We start from the raw sequence: 19617 nt of genomic DNA, 5'->3' as shown, positions 1-19617 counted from the left end.
CGCGTCGTTTCGCGGCGCGCGAGGCCGGGCGCGCCGCGGAGATTTTTTGATGTACGAAGAGTTCTTCGGCCTAAGCGAAAAGCCGTTTTCCATTCTTCCGGACCCGGCGTTTCTCTATTGGGGGCGCGGGCACCGGCTCGCCTACGCCATGCTCGAATACGGCGTCCTCAACCAGGCGGGAATTTCGATCGTCACCGGCGAGGTGGGCTGCGGCAAGACCACGCTTATTCACCGCCTGCTCGACCAGCTTTCCGACACCCATACGGTGGCGCTTATCTCCAACATCCAGGAGGGGCGCGGCGATCTGTTGAGCTGGGTGCTGATGGGCTTCGGCCAGCCCTTCGCCGGCAAGAGCCATGTCGAGCTGTTCGCGCAAATCCAGAGCTTCTTCATCGGCGAATACGCCAAGGGCCGGCGCGTCGTGCTCATCATCGACGAGGCGCAAAACCTTTCTGTCGACATGCTGGAAGAGCTGCGCATGCTCTCCAACATCAACGCCGGCAAGGACCAGCTTCTCCAGCTCATCCTGGTGGGACAGCCGCAGCTCAAGGAGCTGCTCAACCGGCCAGACATGCTCCAGCTCGCCCAGCGCGTCGGCGCTGATTTCCACCTTCAGGCGCTGGGGGCGGAAGAGGTTGCGGCGTATATCGACACGCGCCTTTCCATCGCCGGCGCGAAACGGCGCATCTTCACTGATCGCGCCGTCGAGCTGATCGCGGAGCAGTCCGCCGGCGTGCCGCGCGTCATCAACATCATCGCCGATACGGCGCTCGTTTACGCCTTTTCCGCGCAGGATCTCGTGGTCGACGTCGAGATCGTCCGCAACGTTATCCGCGACAAGAACGAATACGGCGTATTCGGCTACGCTGCGCGCATCAATGCGCCGGCCGGCGCCGAAGACAGCCGTACGAGAAGTCGGGCCGACGGACCGACCGCTTTCATCAAGGGAGAGCCGAATAACGCAGGCGGACGCGAACAGCAGGCTGAAGCGCGCCCTGCAGGCTATTCCTCGTCGGTCCTTTCGTCCATGCGTCGGCTTGATCCGCCCCACGACGCGCCGCGCATGCCGGCGCGTCGGCAAGCCTTGGCCGCTCCCCAGCCAGCGCTCCAGTCCGCGCCGGAAGGCGCCGCGCTTCGCGCCGTCGAGAACAGGTTGTCGTTCCGTTCGGCTGTCGAGGCGGAGCCCGCCCCGCGCCAGATCGCCATGGCCGGCGGCGGAAGCGACGCGCTCGCGGCCGCGCCGCGGCCCGAGGCGTCGTCTTTTCCCGAAACGCCGCTGAACGCTGCGCCTTCGCAGACGGAGACGTTGCGTGAGCGCGTCGGCGTCGTAGTGGTCGGCGCCGGCGCGCGCGCAGACGCGACCATACGCTCGCCCGGCCAGGACTTCGCGATCATTTATGTCGCGGCTGACGCCGAAACGGCCGACGCGGCCGCCGCGCGCGCGGCCGGCGCGGAGGTCGTCGTCGCCGACAGTCCCTCAAGCCTGGGGCGCGCCCGCAACGCCGGCTATCGCTCCCTCAAGCGGCGCCGGCCCGGGCTGCGCTACGTCCAGTTCCTCGAAGCCGGCGCCATCCTCGCGCCAGGTTGGCTCGAGGCGGCCGCGCGCTTTATGGAGCGGCGGCCGGAGGTGGCGGCGCTGGAAGGCCGCGCGGGGGGCGGGGAAGAAGAGATACGGACGACGGGCGAGAATCTTTTCGTGCGCGCTGAGGCTTTCGAGGCTGCGGGCGGTTATCGCGGCGATCTTGCCGTGAACGAAACGCGCGATCTGTGCATCCGCTTGCGTCGTCGCGGCGGCCGGGTCTGGCGGCTCGATACGGAGATGATCCGGGGGGACGGCAGGGCGCGCCCGGTCTCTTTCGCGCAGTGGTGGCGAAACGCGCAGCGCGCCGGCTACGAATACGCCCACGGCGTGCGACTGCATGGCGGCAGGCCCGAACGGCTTTTCGTGCGCGAGCATTTGCAAACGCTGGTCTGGGGAGCGGGAATCCCTGTTCTCGTCATTCTCGCCGCGCTTGCGGCTGCGGCGCTGGCCCGGATAACGGACGCGGCGGCAAGTCCGCTCTTGGCTGCGGCCGCGCCGCTTGCGGCCGGCGCGGCGACGTATCTTGCGCGCGTCATCGTCATCGCAGTCCGGCGCGGACCCGGCCGGTTGGCCGCCTGGCGCGCGGCGCTGGCCGCGACCTTCGCGTCGTTTCCTGAATTCGCCGGGGCCTGGCGGTTCTATTTCCCCGCGCCGTCGAAGCGCGCGAAAGCCTGACGCTCATGATCCGTGGGGAGAGGATGCGCGTCGCCTATCTGGTCAACCAGTATCCAGCGGTTAGCCACAGTTTCATCAGGCGCGAGATCCAGGCGCTGGAGCGTCAGGGGGTCGAGATCGCACGCTTCGCCGTGCGCCCTTCGCGCGATGGAATCGTCGCGAAAGAGGACGAGGATGAGGCTGCGCGCACGCGTTATATTATCGGGGCGGGCGCCGGCGCGATCATTGCCAGCGTCGCGCGCGCCGCCGCCCGCGCGCCCGCCCGTTCCCTTGCGGCGCTTGCGGGCGCGCTCCGTCTCGGCTGGCGCTCAGAAACCGGGCTGCTGCGCCATGTCGTCTATTACATCGAGGCGCTGGCGCTCGCCGACTGGTTGAGGCGCGAGAGGCTGGGCCATGTCCACGCCCATTTCGGCACCAATTCCGCGACCGTCGCCATGCTCGCTGCGCGCATCGCGGATGTCGGCTTCAGCATGACCGTGCACGGGCCGGAAGAGTTCGACAAGCCCGGTCTCATCGGCCTCGCGGCGAAGATCGAAGCGGCGGCGTTCGTGGTCGCGGTCTCCCATTACGGGGCGAGCCAGCTTCGCCGCCTCGTTCCCCCTGCGTTGTGGGAGCGCATTCGCATCGTGCGCTGCGGCGTGGAGAAAGACTTTTTTGAAACCCCGGCGCGCGAAGCGGCGCGTGCGTCGAACGACGTTCCGGTTTTCGTCAGCGTCGGACGCCTGTGCGAGCAAAAAGGCCAGCTCACGCTCGTAGAGGCGGCGGCCCTGCTCAAGCGCGAAGGGCGGGCGTTTCGCATACGTCTTGTTGGAGACGGGCCGATGCGCGCGGACATCGAGGCCGCCGCAGAAGCGCAGGGCGTCGCCGATCGCATCGAGTTCGCCGGCTGGAAGACCCCGGCCGAAGTGCGCGCGGAAATCGAGAGCGCGCGCGTTTTCGTGCTGCCGAGCTATGCGGAAGGCCTGCCCGTGTCGATCATGGAAGCGTTCAGCCTCGCGCGGCCGGCGATCGCAACCTATGTCGCGGGGATTCCTGAACTCGTGCGCGCGGGCGAAAACGGCTGGCTTGCGCCGGCAGGCGACGCCGAAGCGCTCGCCTCGGCCATGCGCGCGGCGCTGGACATGAGCGAGACGGCGCTCGTCGCGATGGGACAGGCCGGCAAGGAGCGCGCGCGCGCGTTTCATGACATCGACGTCGAGGCGGGCAAGCTCAAGGCGCATTTCGCGGCCGCGCTGGGCCAGAGGGGGGAGAAAGCGCCATGAGCGCGCTCGCCTTCCTTCTCGAAACCGCGCTGTTCGTTCTGGCGCTCGCGGCGCTCGCGCTCGCAGCCTTTTACGCGCTTGAAGTGCTCGCCGCCTTTCTTCCGCCCCGCGTCGCGCCGACGGGCCCCCGCCCGCCGCTCGCCGTCGTCGTCCCCGCCCATGACGAAGCGGCCGGCCTGGCGGGCGTCCTTGAAAACATACGCGCGCAGCTTTGGCGGGAGGACCGGCTCGTCGTCGTCGCCGACAACTGCTCGGACGACACCGCATCCGTCGCCTCGGGAGCGGGCGCGGAAGTCCTCATACGGAATGAGCCTGCCCGTCGCGGCAAAGGCTACGCGCTGCAATTCGCGCTCGACGCGCTGAAGCCCGCGCCGCCGTCGATCGTCGTGTTCATCGACGCGGACTGCCGATTGCGGCCCGGCGCGCTCGATCGCGTCGCCGCCGCCGCAGCCGCAAGCGGCCGGCCGGCGCAGGCGCTCTATCTCATGCGCGCGCCGGACGACGCGCCGGCGCCGCGCCGCGCCGCGGAATTCGCCTGGCTCGTCATGAACCGCGTGCGGATGGCGGGGCTGGCGCGTCTGTTCGACGTGACCCGCCTGACCGGGACCGGCATGGCGCTGCCCTGGGCGCTGGCGGCGGAGCTCGATCTCGCCAGTTGCGAGATCGTCGAGGATCTCGCCTTGTCTGCGGCGCTGATCGAAAGGGGCGCGCCGCCGCTTCTCGTTCTCGACGCCGTTGTCGAGAGCGACTTTCCCAAGGCTGACGACAGCGCCGTCTTGCAGCGCGCGCGCTGGGAGCATGGCTCGCTGCGCCTTGCTTGGCGCCGCGCGCCCGGTCTGCTGGCGAAGGCGGCCCGCCGGCGCGACGCGCGCCTTGCAGCGGCCGCGCTCGATCTGCTCATTCCGCCGCTGGCGCTGTTCGCGGCGGCGGTCGGCGGGCTTTGCCTTGTCGGTCTCGCGCCGCTGGCCTGGAGCGGGGCGTCGGCTCCCTTCTACATGAGCTGCGGGGCGATGAGTTCGCTTATCGTCGCAAGCGCGGCGGCCTGGGTCGGGTTCGGGCGCGACGCGCTGCCGCCGGCCTATCTGCCGGCCCTGGCGGGCCATGCGCTCGACAAGTTCCGGGTCTATAGCGCGCGCGCGCGCCTCGTCGCAGACGTGGACGCGGGCCGGGAGGGACGGCGAGCGATGAGCGGTTCCGCGCGCGGCTCTCGGGTCGGTCATGTGGCCATTGGCCGCAATGAGGGCGCGCGACTCGTCGCCTGTCTTGACTCGCTCGCGCGCGCCGGCGGGCCGGTCGTGTATGTCGATTCCGGCTCGACCGACGACAGCATCGCGGCGGCCGAAGCCGCCGGCGCCAGCGTGGTCCGACTCGACCCGACGATTCCGTTCACCGCCGCGCGCGCGCGCAACGCCGGTTTTGCGCGGCTTATGGAGGTCGCGCCGGATGCAGACTATGTTCAGTTTGTCGACGGCGACTGCGCGCTCGTCGACGGCTGGGTCGATTCGGCCGCGGCGTTCCTCGACGCCCGCCCCGACGTCGCCGTGGTTTGCGGACGCCGACGCGAGCGCAATCCGCAAGCGAGCGTGTACAATCGTTTGTGCGACGCCGAATGGGACACGCCTGCGGGCGAAGCGCTCGCTTGCGGCGGCGACGCGCTGATGCGCAGCAGGGTTTTCGAAGACGCAGGCGGCTTCCGGGACGATCTCATCGCGGGAGAAGAGCCCGAACTGTGTCTGCGTTTGCGCCAGGCAGGCTGGCGAATCTGGCGCCTTGAGGCGGAGATGACGCTGCATGACGCCGCGATGACCCGATTTTCGCAATGGTGGCGACGTTCCGTGCGGGCCGGACACGCCTACGCCGAGATTTCGGATCTGCATCGCGGCGCGCCGCTGCGCATTTGGGCGCGTGAGGCGCGCCGGGCGCTTGTCTGGGCGGGAGTCGCGCCGGCGGCGTTCATATCGGCGGCTGCGCACCCTGCTTTTCTTTCGGCTCTGACAATCTATCCGGCGCAAATCATGCGGCTGACTCTGAAATGGCGAAACCGTTACGGAGCGGACGCACTTGTATTCTCCTGTTTATCCGTGCTCGGTAAATTTGCTGAAACCGTCGGCATTCTTCGTTATTGGGCCAATCGCATGCGCGGCGCGCGCAGTCGTCTGGTCGAATATAAGGCGCTGGAGAAATGACGACGAAGAAAGTCGCCAGCTCGCCGCGCATCGCCGTTGTGACGGTAAACTACGGCACGGCTGACCTTGTCGTCGCAAATCTGCGGGACCTTCTGGCCGAACTGGAAGCATTTCCAGGGTCGAAGGTTTATATTGTCGATAACGCATCGCCTGGCGGCGATACAGAAAAGCTGGCCGGCTTCATAGAGGGGGAAGGGTTGAGCGCCCGTGTGCGCCTTATCAAGAGTCCAGTGAACATCGGCTTCGCAGGCGGCAACAATCTCGCATTCGCTGAAATCCGGCGCGCAGAGCTGCGTCCCGATTTCGTATTGCTTCTCAATCCCGACGCGGCGCCGCAATCCGGCGCCGTCGGCGCGCTGGCGGATTTCTTGAACGCGAAACCGCGCGCGGGGGTGGCGGGCGCGCGCCTTGAAAACCCGGACGGCTCGCCGCGTCATGCCGCGTTTCATTTTCCCAGCGCCGGCCGTGAATTTGCCGGCGCGGCCGGAATCGGCTTCCTTCAGCGGGCGTGGCCGACCGTGCAAGCCGGCGCGGCCGCGCCGTGTCGGGTCGACTGGGTCTCCGGCGCGGCGATGATGCTGCGTGCGGCGCTGCTCGACGAGGTCGGCGACATGGACGCGGGCTATTTCCTTTATTTCGAGGAGACCGACTATCAGCGCGCGGCGGCCGCGCGCGGATGGGAGATCTGGCACGTGCCCGCCGCGCGGGTGGTCCATGCGGCGGGCGCGTCGACGGGCATGGCGGGGGGGCGGCCGCGCGCCGGCCGCATGCCGGCCTACTGGTTCGCTTCCTGGCTGCGCTATTATGCGAAGAATCACGGGCCGGCTTACGCTCGTCTGGCTGCAGCAGCGCGGCTGACAGGGATGATGGTCTGCACTGCTCACCGCCGTCTGCGGGGTCGCCAGAGCGGGCTCGCCGACGGCTTCATTAAGGACTTCGTGCGATCATGCCTCATGACGCCGATGCCGGAAGATCTGGCGCGGAAAACCAAGCGATGAAGGAGCGCTCCGCCAGACCGCTCGCGCCGCCGTTGCCTGACGGGGCGCGTAATGAAAACCCGAAGGATATCGGATTCTGGGCGCTGGTGGCGGAGGATTTCCGCACTCACGACGGCGACTGGCTCAGTCAGGGATTCTGGGCGCTGTTCTGGCACCGTTTCGGCAACTGGCGCATGAGCGTGCGCTCGAAGCTGCTGCGCGCGCCGCTGACTGCCGTCTATCGCATTATGTTCAAGGCGACTGAGATCTTCTGCGGGGTGAAACTATCTTACAACGTGCCGGTCGGCCGGCGCGTTAAGATCGAGCATTTCGGCGGCATCATCGTCGGCGCCCGGCGGATCGGCGACGACGTAGTGATTCGCCAGAACACGACCATGGGCGTCGCCGACCGGCGCGATCCAAACGCGAAACCGACCATAGGCGACCGTGTCGACATAGGCGCCGGCGCCGTAATCATCGGCGACATCACGATCGGAGCGGATGCAACGATCGGGGCCAACGCGGTGGTGCTTGAAGACGTGCCCCCCGGCGCTCTCGCCGCGGGAGTGCCGGCGCGGATCATCCCGCGCGCGGCCCGCCCGACCCCGCCGGCCGGCGGGGAACCCGTCGGAGTTCAGGGAGCGGGAATTGCAACGCGCCCGTCCGAATAACTATGAATCGCGCCGGGCGCGCCCGTCAGGAGACGTCCATGTCCTATCTTGAGATCGTCGATCCCCGCTACGGGCTGTTCGACGTGGCGGCCATGAAGGAGAAGGGGCGCGAGCTGCATGCGGCTTACGTTTCGGCCCAACCCTTTCCGCATGTCGTCATCGATGATTTTCTGCCCGCCTCGATGCTCGATCTGTGTCTCGAGCATTTTCCCGCAGCGCCCGATCCGGACAGCCGGACCTTCGATCGCGCGCAGGAGCGCTATAAAACCAGCTTCAATCCGGATTATCTGCCGCCGCCCGTGCGCGCTTTTTTCTATTCGCTCAATTCGCGCCCGTTCCTGCAGTTTCTCGAAAACCTGACAGGGATCGGGGGGCTCATTCCCGATCCGTATTTTCTCGGCGGGGGCTTCCACCAGACGAAGAATGGCGGGCATCTGAGCGTGCACGCCGATTTCAATCTGCACGGTCCGCTGAGGCTCGAGCGGCGGCTCAACGTGCTCATCTATCTCAACAGGGACTGGCGCGACTCGTATGGCGGCGCGCTGGAGCTGTGGAACCGCGACATGAGCGCCTGCGTGAGGCGCGTGACGCCGGAATTCGGCCGCTGCGTCATCTTCTCGACGACCGATACGAGCTTCCATGGACATCCCGATCCGGTCGCCCATCCCGAAAATACGCCGCGGCGCTCGATCGCGCTCTACTACTACACGGCCACCTGGGACGAAGCGAAACGCGGACGCACCACGCAGTTCCGTCGCCGGCCTGGAGCGCCGGACGAAGTCGACTGGAAGGTCAAGCGCGACGAGATCCTGAATGACCTCCTGCCCCCGATCCTCATGCGGAATGTCCGCCGCGTCAGACGTCGCCTGCGCCGGCCGCGAGGTTAATGAAATTTCATCGAAAGGAACTCCCGACGCGCTCCTTCGCCGCTGGCGGGCGCGCATGCGCCTTGCCGATTTGTAATCCGCGCAAGGATCACTAAAACAGCCTTGTATTTCCTGAATGTTTCGCCAAAAGAGCGTCTCTCATAAAGCCCATGCCGGCGCGGCGTGACGACGCGCCCCCATCGACATTCCGCCGCATACGGCGATGACGTCGACGCCCTCTTAAAGGTTGGAAAGGCGCGCTTGATGCCGTGGCGCAATTAGGCGGCGCTCAGTAGCCTGCGCTTAAGGAATTTCAGCCGATCATGTGCGCGCCTGAGCTGCGCGAGGTTGCGATTTTACGCAGTCTACGGACGGGTACGCTTTGTTAAGGGGTTGTTTGCCATGAAGCGTTTGGCGGCGGACACAAAGTTCTCGGAACTTGATCTCAGCGAACTTTTGCGAGCGGCTAGGGCCGGGGCGGCCATGCCGGCCGCGCCTTCGGGCAGACGCGCCCGCCGCCGCGCGATGAAATCGCGTATCGGCGAGGCCGGCCTCGTCGCCGCCTTGTTGGCGATTCAGGGATGCAAGACGCTGGGCGACCGCGATCCGGATATGGTCGGCCCCGGCGGCGGAGAGCCGCCGCCGCCTCCGCCGCCGCCTCCGCCTTCCAGCGGAGAGGGTTATCCCGTCGCCGAGGGGTCGACGACTGAAATACCGGTCGCCGAGCTCCTCGCCGCGGCGCCCGGCGCGGCGGAAATCGTCGAGATCCTCTCAGTCGAAAATGGAACGACCATGTTGCACGGCTCGGTCGTGCACTTCACGCCTGCCCCCGGCTATTCGGGACCGGCGAACATCGCCTTCAGCTATCGTGATCAGGACGGCGTTCTGCGTGAAGCCCGCTTCGAGATTCTCGTCGACAACGAAGCGGCGGGCGTCGCTGAACCCGGCGGCGAAGGGCATGATGGCGACGGCCACGACGGCCACGATGATCACGACGAAGGCGGTCAGGGCGACGACGGGCATGATCACCACGGTTCCGGCGACGACGGGCACGGCCATCCCCACCCGGACGATCCGGCCAAACAGGCTGAACACATCGCACTGCTCAATCTCGTGCCGGCTGAGGAGGCGACGCATACGGCGATCAAGAGCGGCTCCTGGTTCGATCCGGCTACCTGGGCGAACGGCGAGATTCCCGGCGACGGCGCGAAGGTCGTCATCCCGGCGGGCGTGACCGTCTCCTACGACGGGGAGAGCCCGGCCTCGATCTTCACTATTCGCGTCGACGGCGAGCTTGATTTTGCGACCGATCGCGACACTTTTCTCGAGGTCGACACGTTGGTGGTTGCGCCGAGCGGAACGCTGAGGATCGGCACGACGGAAAATCCCGTCGCGCCAGACGTTCAGGCGGTCATCTCGATTGCGGACAACGGGCCCATCGACGTCGCTTGGGATCCCATGCTGCTCTCGCGCGGGCTGATCAGCCACGGCGCCGTCGAGATCCACGGCGCGCAGAAAGACGCCTTTGTGCGCCTTGCGGTCGATCCGATGAAGGGCGACACCGCGCTGGTGCTCGAATCTCCGCCCGAAGGCTGGCGCGTCGGCGACAAGCTCGTGCTCACAGGCACGCATCTGACCCCCCATGGCGAAGCCGAATATGGCGAGCCCTACCCCGGCGACACCGAAGATGAAGAACTCGTCATCGTCGCCATCGACGGCAATACGGTGCATGTGGATCGCCCGCTCCAGTACAATCACGAAGGCGCGCGGGACGATCTCAAGGCCTATGTCGCGAATTACACGCGCAATATCCGCGTCGAGACGGAAAACGCTGACGGCTTGCCTGCGCATCAGCGCGGCCACGTCATGTTCATGCACTCCGACGACATAGACGTGCGTTACGCCGAGTTTTACGAGCTCGGCCGCACCGACAAGGCGCACCGGGCCACCGAAGCCGGCGAGCTCGATGCGATCGCGCCGGATTCGAATGTGAAGGGACGCTACCCGCTGCATATCCATCGCGCCGGAACCGGGGATCTCGAAGACCCGGCCATGATCGTCGGCAATGCGGTCTGGGGCTCGCCCGGCTGGGGCTTCGTGCATCACGATTCGAACGCCATCCTCGCCGACAACGCCGCTTATGACGTCTTCGGCGCGGCCTTCGTCGCCGAGCTCGGCACCGAAACGGGGCGCTGGGTCCATAACATCGCCATCAAGTCGATCGGCCTTAACAGAGGCGACAAGGACGGCGAAGACGTTCTAGCCTTCGATCTTGGCCGCACCGGCGACGGCTTCTGGCTGCAGGGGCGGCTCGTGGAGGTGGTAGACAACGTTGCGGCCGGCATGCCGGGCGGCAAGGGATTCATCTTCCATCACCGCGCGCCGCCTGATTTCATTCACACGCTTGATCCTTCCGCCGCGCCGCAGGACGACAAGCTGCGTTATCTCGACGTAACCGACGTCAACAAGGCCAACATCACGCAATTCTCCGGAAATGAAGTCATCGCAGCGCGCGGAGGGCTTAAGGTCGTGAAGCTGCACCCGCAGCAGCACCACGACGCGCGGTCGGTAATCGAGGATTTCACGGCGTGGGAGGTGGCCAACGGCCTGAGCATCGAGTACACCTCGCGCTATACTTTCATCGATCTCGATTTCGTCGCGACGGCGGCGGAGAATTTCTCCGTCAAACCATGGACGATCGGCGTCGCGTATGGTCGAAACCTGTTCGACATGGTGGTCGACGGCGCCAATATCGAAGGATTCGTCACCGGCGTGCAAATACTGAACGACGCCACGAACGACGCTATACCGATCGAGGATTTCGGCTATTTCTTCATTGACGTGAACGTGACGAATTGGAAACACGCAGATTTCAATGCGCATTTCGGTGAAGTTTCCGCCCATCATTTTCTGAATCGCGGCGATATCATCGAGCGTTCTGCAAGTTATGATTCGATCTTCCTTGACTCCATTCACCAGGGGCCGAGCCACAACGACAAGCCGCTCGAGCTGGTCGGCGTCAAGACGGATTCGCTGGGCGAGATAGCGACCTCTTTCATATGGGATCCGACGAAGATCGGCTATCTGCAGCTTCGCGGCGCGATCGAACAGAACGGCTACTGGCTGACTGAAGACGGCCGGCGCGTGACCCTGGTCGAGGAGTTCGTCGCGGACCGCCTCACGGGCGAGCTCCAGAAGGTCGGCATCTTCTTCGAGCTTCCCTACTCCCTCGACCCGTATGATCCCTTCTACGGCAAGCGGTTCCGCACGGATATCGAGTATAACGGCGTGCTCGACCTCGACAGCGCCGCGCCGGTAGGGGTCGCCGACCAGGCGAGCGTCAAGGCCGGCTCATTCGTAGTCATCGACGTCCTGGCCAACGACTTCGATCCTGACGGCGATGAGATTTCGCTAGACGGCTTCGAGGCGGGACGCGGCCATATCGTCGCCACGGAGGACGGCAAGATCCTCTATTACGCCGATCCGCATTTCGAAGGCGAGGACACATTTTACTACTGGGCCGAGGACGAGCACGGAAATTTCACCAAAACGCCCGTGACGGTGACGGTGGAAATCTGAATCGTTTCAGGCGGCGAGCGCCATGCGCCACTCCGCCTCGACATCCGGATCCGGATCATTTCCGCGCCCGGCGCGGATGTCGGCCAGCGCCGTCGGACCGATCAGTCGACAGAGCGCCCAAACCGCCGCGCCGCGCACCAGCGGCGAGGCGTCGTCAAGGCGCGCGCGCGCGGTCTCGGCCAGCGTCGGATCGCCGGAATTTCCGATCGCGATCATCACATTCCTTACGAATCGGTCGCGGCCGGTGCGCTTGACCGGCGAGCCGCGGAAGAGCGCGCGAAAGGCCGCGTCGTCGAGCGCGGCGAGCGCGGCGAGCGGCGGGGTTGAAAGCTCTTTACGCGCGGCGAGCGCGGCCTCGCGCGCAGACTGCGCGAATTTGTTCCACGGGCAGACCGCCAGACAATCGTCGCAGCCATAGATGCGGTTGCCGATCGCCTCGCGAAATTCCGCGGGGATCGGACCTTTGTGTTCGATGGTGAGATAGGAGATGCAACGGCGAGCGTCGAGCTGATACGGCGCGGGAAACGCTTTGGTGGGGCAGATGTCGAGGCAACGCGTGCAGCGTCCGCAATGATCCGTCTCCGGCGTTTCAGGGTAAAGATCGAGCGTCGTGAACACCGCGCCGAGAAACAGCCACGAGCCGAACTCGCGCGAGACGAGATTCGTGTGCTTGCCCTGCCAGCCGACGCCGGCCTCGGTGGCGAGCGGCTTTTCCATCACCGGCGCGGTGTCAACGAAGACCTTCACGCCCCCGCCAAACCGCTCGACCATCCAGCGCGCCAGTCGTTTCAGCCGCGGTTTCATCACGTCGTGATAGTCGCGCCCGCGCGCGTAGACCGAGATCGCGCCCTCGCGCCGGCGAGCGACGTCGTCGAGCGGATCATGGTCCGGTCCGTAATTGAGACCGACCATGACGACGGATTTCGCGTCAGGCCATAAAGCCTGCGGCGCGCCGCGCTCGACGAGGCGGGTCGCCATCCAGGCCATGTCTCCATGCCGGCCCGCCTCGACAAAGGCGCGCAGGCGCGCCTCCCGCTCGGGCGGCGCGGCGGCTGGCGCGACGCCGACGGCGTCGAAGCCAAGACTTTTCGCATGCGCCCTGATTTCCGCCGCCAAGGCAGGCGGCGGAAGCGGCGCGCGTGTTGGTTCAGAAATCGAGGTCTGCATAATGAGACGGCGCGGGCAAACCTTCGACGCGTTCTGCGAGAAGCGGGCGGAAGGCGGGTCGGCATTTTATACTTTGATACCAGTCCTTGACGAGCGGGAACTCCGCCCACGGAACGGCGCCGATGTAATCGTTTACGGACAGATGCGCGGCGGCGGCGAGGTCGGCGAGGGTCATCTTTTCGCCGACGAGCCAGGCGCGGTTCTCCAGAAGCCAGCTCACATAATCAAGATGCCAGCGCATCGCTTCGCAGCCGGCGAGCCAGGCGGCGCGGTCGTATTGCAGCCGTCCGGCGAGGCGCGCGTCGATGCGTTGTCGCGACAGCACGGCGTTGACCTCGCGCTCGAATTTCATCTCGAACCACCAGACAAGCCGGCGAACCTCCGCCCGTCCGGCCGACGTCGCCGGCAGTAGCGGCGAGACCGGGTAAGCCTCCTCAAGATACTCCGCGATAGCGAGCGCCGGCGATACGGCGATCTCGCCGCCGGTCGGCGGCGCGTCAAGGAGCACGGGAATGGAACGCGCCGGATTGGCGGCGGCGAGCGACGGATCATCCTTCCAGGGCGGGGATTCGACGAGCCGCGCCGCGAGGCCTTTCTCGGCGAGGACGAGGCGAACCATCCGCGAAGGCGGGTCGAACGGCATGTGCAGCAGTGTCCGCATGATCGGCGCACCATAGGGCGCGAAAGAGGAAAGTGAAAACTGGTTCGCAACGGCCACAGGCGGGACGCGTTCGGCCCGTCCGCGGTCGCGGCAAACCCTTTGCTATGGAAGGCGGATGGGCGAGGTCACGGCAGGAACGGCGGATGAGCCGCGCGGGCGAAGAATCCCAAAATGAGGCGTTCTGGCGCGCGCCGGCGCCCCTGGCGCGCCGCCTCGCCGCAATACCGTACTCCTGGTTGGGTCCGCGCGCGACGATGACGCTCGCGCTTGTCGCGGCTGCGCCCTTCGTCGCCGCGCCAGCTCTCGCGCCGGCGCTATTGAGCTCTGCGCCCCTTTCCGAAACCCTCGCGCCGGTGGCCGCCGCGCGCGCCTTGGCCGCCGGCGAGGCGGAATCGGCGCACGCGCCGTTATATATGCTGTTTCTGCTCGCGGGGGACATGTTCGCCGACGCGCCGGGCCGCGTCCGGCTTTTCGCGGGGGCGTTCGCCGCGGCGCTGACTGCGCTCGTCATCGCTTGGATCGCAGCGGCGCGCTTTCCGGCCGTCGCCGCCGCAGGGCTGACCGCGATCCTCGCCGGCTATGTCGCCGCGCCCGAGGCCGGAGCCGGAGAACTCGGCCTGGCGTTTTTCCTCGTGGCGGCGATCGCGTTTCTTGCCGCGCCCGCCTGTGAGGACGCCCCGAGAGCACGGATCGAAGGCGTCCTGGGCGGACTCTGTCTAGCAGCGAGCTGGATGAGCGCGCCCGCGCCGGCGCTCGCGGGGCTGGCTGCGCTCTCAGCGTCGCCTTTTCTGACAGGTCGGGCCGGCGCTCAGCGCTATGTCGCGGGCGTCGCCACGTTCGCGCTCATTTTGGGAAGCGCCGAACTCATCGCGCCTGGGATCGCCGCAGAGCGCGCAGGAGCGCTCCCGGCGGCGGTTTCGACGAACATCTCGTCTCGCTCGGACTCGGCGACGGCGTCATCCGGCGCCGCCGTCATCGCCGCGTTGGTCGTTTTCGCCGCCGCGGTTTTCGGCGGGCGCGCCCATGCAAGAGGATGGGCCGCCGCCGCGGCTTTCATCTTGCTGGCGGCTGTCGCGGCGCGCGCCGCCGGCGCGGACGCCGCGCCGGCTTTTCTTTTCGGCGCCGCGATCGCCGCCTTTTCGACGGCTTCCCCTTTTTACGACGGGATCTTCCGGGTCCATGATCGCGCCAGCGTCGCCACGGGCGCGCTGGCTGCATGTCTCGTACTCGCCGGGACGGCCGCATTCGTTCAAATCGCGGCGCAGCGGCTCATCGCGCAGCACGAAGCTGCGGTTTTGGCGCCAGCTGAAACGCGCGTCGCGCTCGGGCTCGTTCATTCAGGCGCGCCGCGCGCCGAGCGCTGGATCAGGGAAGGACGGTTCACGGCGAGCGAGGCCCAACAGGCGCTGCCGCTGGCGCCGGCCGATCAGGCCGCGATGCTGCTTGCGGCGGCTGAGGAAGCGCGCGTCTATGCCCGATATGGGCTCGATGTGGCGATTCTCGCAGGCGTGGACGCCGCTTGTCTGCTTGGCTTGCGACGGACTTGTGCGTCGGACGGCGCGGCCGCGACGCACGAGGCCGCGGTCGCCCTGGTTCCGAGGCTTGATCTCGACCCCGCCACGGCGGCGGCGAAAGTCCGCTCGCAGGCGGTTCTTTATACGGATTTCAGGCTCGTCGAGGCCACGCCCTTGTGGGACGTCTGGGTGCGCAGGGGCGCGACCTTGCCGGCTGAGGTCGCCGTCGGCCCGTCTGATTCCGGCGGCGCGCAGGATTCTCTTCAATAAGACGGGGGGGGGGTCAGGTTTTCACGCCCCAGGCGACGAAATGCGGATTGTCGAAACCGCGCCACGCCTTGCCATAGACAAGAGGCGTTTCCTCGGGATGGACGAGAACACGCCCGCCGGCGGCTTCGAGGACAGCCTGTCCGGCCGCGGTGTCCCATTCCATGGTGCGGCCGAAGCGGGGATAGACGTCCGCCGCGCCTTCGGCGATCAGGCAGAACTTCAGCGACGAACCCGCGGCGGTGAAGTCGGCGACGTTCCGGTCTTTCAGGAACGCGTCGGTTTCGGGCGTGCGGTGGCTGCGGCTTGCGACGGCGACGAGGCCGCCAGGCGGCGCCGTCCGAGCGCGGATCGTTTCGCGCGGGCCTGGCGTTCCGCCCGTGACGGCGAGTCGGAAGGCCTTTTCCGCGCCTGCATAGAGTTTGCCCAAAGCCGGCGCGTAGACGACTCCCAGCGCCGGCCGGCCATGGCGAACGAGCGCAATGTTGACCGTGAACTCGCCATTGCGCCCGATGAACTCCCGCGTCCCGTCCAACGGGTCGACCAAAAAGAACGTTTCGCCCAGCGCCGGAATATCGCCGGCAGAGGCGCGCTCTTCGGCGAGAACCGGAATGTCGGGCGCGATCCTTCCCAGACCATCAAGGATGATTCTCTCGCTCAGATGGTCTGCTTTGGTGACCGGAGAGGCGTCGCCCTTCGCCTCTACGGCGAAGTCCTCGGCGTAGACGCGCATGATCTCGGCCCCCGCCTTAAGCGCGAGCGCGGCCAGCTCCTCCAGAAGCGCTTCATCGTTCGACATGCGGGGGGCTTAGCCTTCTCCGGCGCGGCTGCAAAGCCTCCAGTCATTTGAATACGACGATGGTGAAGGCGGCGGTCTGGCGCGGGGTGAGGCCAGCGACGGGGATGATGGTTTCCAGAATCCAGCCTTCGGCGGCGAGATCGTTGAGCTTCGCCTCAAGCGCCTGGGCGGCGGCGCGGCCATAGGCGGCCTCGTCGGCGAACGGCGCGAAGGGCCGGCGCTTGGCGTCGCGCCAGCTCACATGAAAGGACGCAAACTGTTTCGCCATGGAACATCCTCCGCGCCGAACCGGCCCTCGGGGGGCGATCCGGCATGGCGCCCTCTATTCACCCCATCGGGGGACTAGGCTAGACGCATCCCGCCATAGCGAAAAGTCGACGCAACCGCCGGGGGAATGAGCAAGCTTTTTGCAATGCCGCATGCCTGTTGTCACAACTACGGTGCTGAATGTTCGTCGATGACGTGGTAAATCCCCGCGGGGGAGATGGAGGTTCCGCGCCGATGGCGGATTCCGATGCGACGCCGGCGCCTGGCCTTGGACGGGCGGCTGGAGCGGGGGAGGCGGAAACGACGCCGGAAGGAGGCAGCCGCCGACGGGCGCCCTTCGCCCGATCGATATACGGCGATATCGTTCAGTTCATCGACTTCATCCTGGTCACCGCGGCCGCGCCGGCGGCGGCCTATGTCTATCATGCGTTCGTCATCGCCGCCGACGTCGATCTGCAGCGATATCTGGCGGCCGGCATTCTCGGCGCGACCGGGGCCACCGCCATTCTGCGTCGCGACGGCTTTTACGAATTCGATCAGATCCTGTCCCCGGCTTTGGGGGTGCGCGCGGTCGTCTCGCGCTGGGCGCTTGTGGTGCTCGGGCTCATCGCCTTCGCCTTTTCATTCAAAATCTCCGAGAGCTTTTCGCGGTTCTGGCTGTTCGCCTGGTTCGCGACCTGCGCCGTGGCGCTGGTGACGACGCGCTTCGTCGCCGGCGCGGTGCTGCGGCGAGCGGTGAAGGAAGACGGAGCGTTCGCGCGCCGCATCGCGATCGTCGGCTCCAACGACGCCGCGCAAAAGTTCGCAGAGCTTGCGCGCGCCTCCGAGCAGGCGGTCTCGATCGTGGGCGTCTTTGAAAGCGATTTGGCGGGCGCGTCGGCGCGAAAGGCTGCGGTCGTCGACGGCGACCTTGCAGCGCTGGCGCGCGCGGCGCGCGCCGGCGCCATAGACGATATCGTGATCGCGGAACCCGACGCCAGCGCCGAGCGGATGGACGCCCTGGTGCAGCGATTGTCCGTGCTTCCGGTTTCGATCGCCATCTGCCCCACGGCGTATTGGCTCAATCACACCGGCGGCGAGCTCGCGCGGATCGGCGGCGCGCCGGTGCTCAATCTCTATCGGCGGCCGCTGGAAGGATGGGGAGGCCTTCTCAAGTCGCTTGAGGACATGGCCCTCGGCGGCGCGCTGTTTGTTCTCGCGCTGCCGCTGATGGCGGCGATCGCCGCGGCCATCAAGCTGCAGGACGGCGGGCCGGTCCTGTTCGCGCAGAAGCGTCACGGCTTCAATCATTCTGTTTTTCGCATCTATAAGTTTCGCACCATGACGGTCGCCGAAGACGGCGACAGGATCGTGCAGGCGCATCCGGGCGATCCGCGGATCACCCCGATCGGCCGATTCCTGCGGCGTTACAGCCTCGACGAGCTGCCGCAGCTGATTAACGTTCTGAAAGGCGAAATGTCGCTTGTAGGGCCGCGGCCTCACGCACTCGCCCACAATCACGCCTACGCCCAAATCATCGAGAACTATTCCGGTCGCCACAAGGTCAAGCCCGGCATCACCGGTTGGGCCCAGGTCAACGGGTGCCGCGGCGAGACCTCGGAAAACGAGCTTATGGAAGCGCGGGTGCGTTACGACCTCGCCTATATTGACAACTGGTCGCTGTGGTTCGATCTGAAGATATTGTCGCTCACCGTATTCGCGGTGTTATTCCCTAAAAACGCGCACTGAGACTCCCTTGCAGCAAGGGTCCTGCGCGGCGGTTTGGGTTGAAAGGGTGCAGCCATGCGCGTCGCAATGATCGGGACAGGGTATGTGGGCCTGGTGTCCGGAGCCTGTTTCGCCGATTTCGGTCATGACGTGGCGTGTATTGATAAGGACGCAGGCAAAATCGAGCGGCTGCAAAGGGGAGAGATACCGATATTCGAACCCGGCCTGGACGCGCTTGTGGCTGAAAATGTCGAGGCCGGCCGGCTCTCTTTCTCAACCGATCTCTCCTCTGCGGTTCCAGAGGCGGATGCCGTGTTCATCGCGGTCGGCACGCCGTCCCGCCGCGGCGACGGCTTTGCGGACTTGTCATATGTGTACGCCGCGGCCGAAGAGATCGCCGCCGCCCTGGACGGCTATACGGTGATCGTCACCAAATCGACCGTGCCGGTCGGCACGGGCGCGGAGGTCGAAGCGATCATTCGCCGCGCGCGGCCGGATGCGGATTTCTCCGTCGTGTCCAACCCGGAGTTCCTGCGGGAGGGAGCGGCTATTGAGGATTTCAAACGTCCTGACCGCGTCGTCGTCGGGACCGAAGACGATCGGGCCCGCGAAATCATGCGCGAAATCTATCGTCCGCTTTATCTCAACGAGACGCCGATCGTTTTCACGAACCGTATGACATCAGAGCTCATCAAATACGCCGCCAACGCCTTTCTTGCGACGAAGATCACCTTCATCAACGAGATGGCGGACATTTGCGAGAGAGTCGGCGCCAACGTTCAGGAGGTCGCCCGCGGCATCGGCCTGGATCGGCGGATCGGCGGAAAATTCCTGCACGCCGGGCCTGGTTATGGCGGTTCGTGCTTTCCAAAGGATACGCTCGCCCTCGTAAAGACGGCCGAGAAGGCCGGCGCGCCGACCCGCATCGTCGAAGCCGTCGTCGACGTCAACGACCGGCGCAAAAAGAGCATGGCCTCGCGCGTCATCGCGGCATGCGGCGGCGTGGTTGAAGGAAAAACGATCGCCGTTCTCGGCCTCACCTTCAAGCCGAATACGGACGACATGCGCGAAGCGCCGTCGCTCGACATCATTCCCGCGCTTCAGAAAGCGGGCGCGCGCGTGCGCGCTTTTGATCCAGCCGGCATGAAGGAGGCGGCGAAGCTGCTCGACGGCGTGGAATTCTGCAAAGGCGTCTACGAGACCCTCGATGGCGCCGATGCGGTGACGATTATCACTGAGTGGGATGAATTCCGCGCGATCGATCTGGAACGCCTAAAGGGATTGATGAGGTCTCCTGTGATGATCGACCTCAGAAACATCTACCGGCCTGCCTATATGGCGGCGCATGGCGTCAAATACCACTCTATCGGTCGAGCCGATTCGTCCTTCGCGGCCGAGTGACGTCGTGCGCGCCCTTCGGCGAGGGTTGGTGCGATT

Annotated in this window: 14 protein-coding genes; 10 read left to right on the top strand and 4 right to left on the bottom strand. The window is 66.1% G+C overall.

Annotated features, from left to right (window positions below):
• The first annotated feature begins 49 nt into the window (after positions 1-49).
• The 7 genes from CHB64_RS15325 (at position 50) to CHB64_RS01550 (ending at position 11798) form a co-directional block, all read left to right on the top strand.
• Positions 50-2257 (top strand): AAA family ATPase, encoded by a 2208-nt coding sequence (locus CHB64_RS15325; RefSeq protein WP_089410829.1) that lies wholly within the window; start codon positions 50-52, stop codon positions 2255-2257.
• 23 nt (positions 2258-2280) lie between these two features.
• Entirely contained in the window at positions 2281-3519 is a 1239-nt protein-coding gene (locus CHB64_RS01575; RefSeq protein ID WP_089410828.1) for a glycosyltransferase, read from the top strand.
• A complete protein-coding gene (locus tag CHB64_RS01570; protein WP_089410827.1) occupies positions 3516-5705 on the top strand; it encodes a glycosyltransferase in 2190 nt (729 codons plus the stop codon). Before CHB64_RS01575 ends, CHB64_RS01570 begins: the two co-directional genes overlap by 4 nt.
• On the top strand, positions 5702-6703 hold the full coding sequence (locus tag CHB64_RS01565; protein WP_089410826.1) for a glycosyltransferase family 2 protein: 1002 nt from the start codon (positions 5702-5704) through the stop codon (positions 6701-6703). Before CHB64_RS01570 ends, CHB64_RS01565 begins: the two co-directional genes overlap by 4 nt.
• Positions 6700-7353: a serine O-acetyltransferase gene (locus CHB64_RS01560; protein WP_089410825.1), complete on the top strand. Its 654-nt coding sequence runs from the start codon at positions 6700-6702 to the stop codon at positions 7351-7353. Before CHB64_RS01565 ends, CHB64_RS01560 begins: the two co-directional genes overlap by 4 nt.
• A 38-nt stretch (positions 7354-7391) precedes the next feature.
• Positions 7392-8240 carry a 2OG-Fe(II) oxygenase gene (locus CHB64_RS01555; protein ID WP_089411426.1) on the top strand — a complete coding sequence of 283 codons (849 nt, stop codon included), beginning with the start codon at positions 7392-7394 and terminating at the stop codon, positions 8238-8240.
• Positions 8241-8744: 504 nt separating this feature from the next.
• The gene (locus tag CHB64_RS01550) at positions 8745-11798 is read left to right on the top strand and encodes an Ig-like domain-containing protein (protein WP_143265914.1); all 3054 of its coding nucleotides are present in this window, start codon (positions 8745-8747) and stop codon (positions 11796-11798) included.
• A gap of 6 nt (positions 11799-11804) precedes the next feature.
• Here the strand turns inward: CHB64_RS01550 and queG are convergent, their stop codons facing one another.
• The gene (gene queG / locus CHB64_RS01545) at positions 11805-12965 is read right to left on the bottom strand and encodes a tRNA epoxyqueuosine(34) reductase QueG (RefSeq protein WP_089410823.1); all 1161 of its coding nucleotides are present in this window, start codon (positions 12963-12965) and stop codon (positions 11805-11807) included.
• Complete coding sequence (locus CHB64_RS01540; protein ID WP_089411425.1) at positions 12946-13626, bottom strand: glutathione S-transferase family protein; 681 nt, start codon at positions 13624-13626, stop codon at positions 12946-12948. Before CHB64_RS01540 ends, queG begins: the two co-directional genes overlap by 20 nt.
• Positions 13627-13769: 143 nt before the next feature.
• Between CHB64_RS01540 and CHB64_RS01535 the strand changes: the two genes are divergently transcribed.
• A complete protein-coding gene (locus CHB64_RS01535; RefSeq protein ID WP_089410822.1) occupies positions 13770-15410 on the top strand; it encodes a hypothetical protein in 1641 nt (546 codons plus the stop codon).
• Positions 15411-15423: 13 nt separating this feature from the next.
• Here the strand turns inward: CHB64_RS01535 and cysQ are convergent, their stop codons facing one another.
• Both cysQ and CHB64_RS01525 read right to left on the bottom strand, forming a co-directional pair.
• A complete protein-coding gene (gene cysQ / locus CHB64_RS01530) occupies positions 15424-16206 on the bottom strand; it encodes a 3'(2'),5'-bisphosphate nucleotidase CysQ (RefSeq protein WP_089410821.1) in 783 nt (260 codons plus the stop codon).
• 43 nt (positions 16207-16249) lie between these two features.
• Positions 16250-16474 (bottom strand): hypothetical protein, encoded by a 225-nt coding sequence (locus tag CHB64_RS01525; protein ID WP_089410820.1) that lies wholly within the window; start codon positions 16472-16474, stop codon positions 16250-16252.
• Between the two features lie 233 nt (positions 16475-16707).
• Between CHB64_RS01525 and CHB64_RS01520 the strand changes: the two genes are divergently transcribed.
• Both CHB64_RS01520 and CHB64_RS01515 read left to right on the top strand, forming a co-directional pair.
• Complete coding sequence (locus CHB64_RS01520; protein WP_159462367.1) at positions 16708-18201, top strand: undecaprenyl-phosphate glucose phosphotransferase; 1494 nt, start codon at positions 16708-16710, stop codon at positions 18199-18201.
• 54 nt (positions 18202-18255) lie between these two features.
• Positions 18256-19581, top strand: a complete 1326-nt coding sequence (locus CHB64_RS01515) for a UDP-glucose dehydrogenase family protein (protein ID WP_089410818.1) — start codon at positions 18256-18258, stop codon at positions 19579-19581.
• The last annotated feature ends 36 nt before the right edge of the window (positions 19582-19617 follow it).

Origin of the sequence: Amphiplicatus metriothermophilus, from assembly GCF_900199215.1 — a bacterium.
GTDB lineage: Bacteria > Pseudomonadota > Alphaproteobacteria > Caulobacterales > Parvularculaceae > Amphiplicatus > Amphiplicatus metriothermophilus.
Note: the sequence above shows the minus strand (reverse complement) of the source record. Positions and strands in the feature narration are given on the sequence as shown.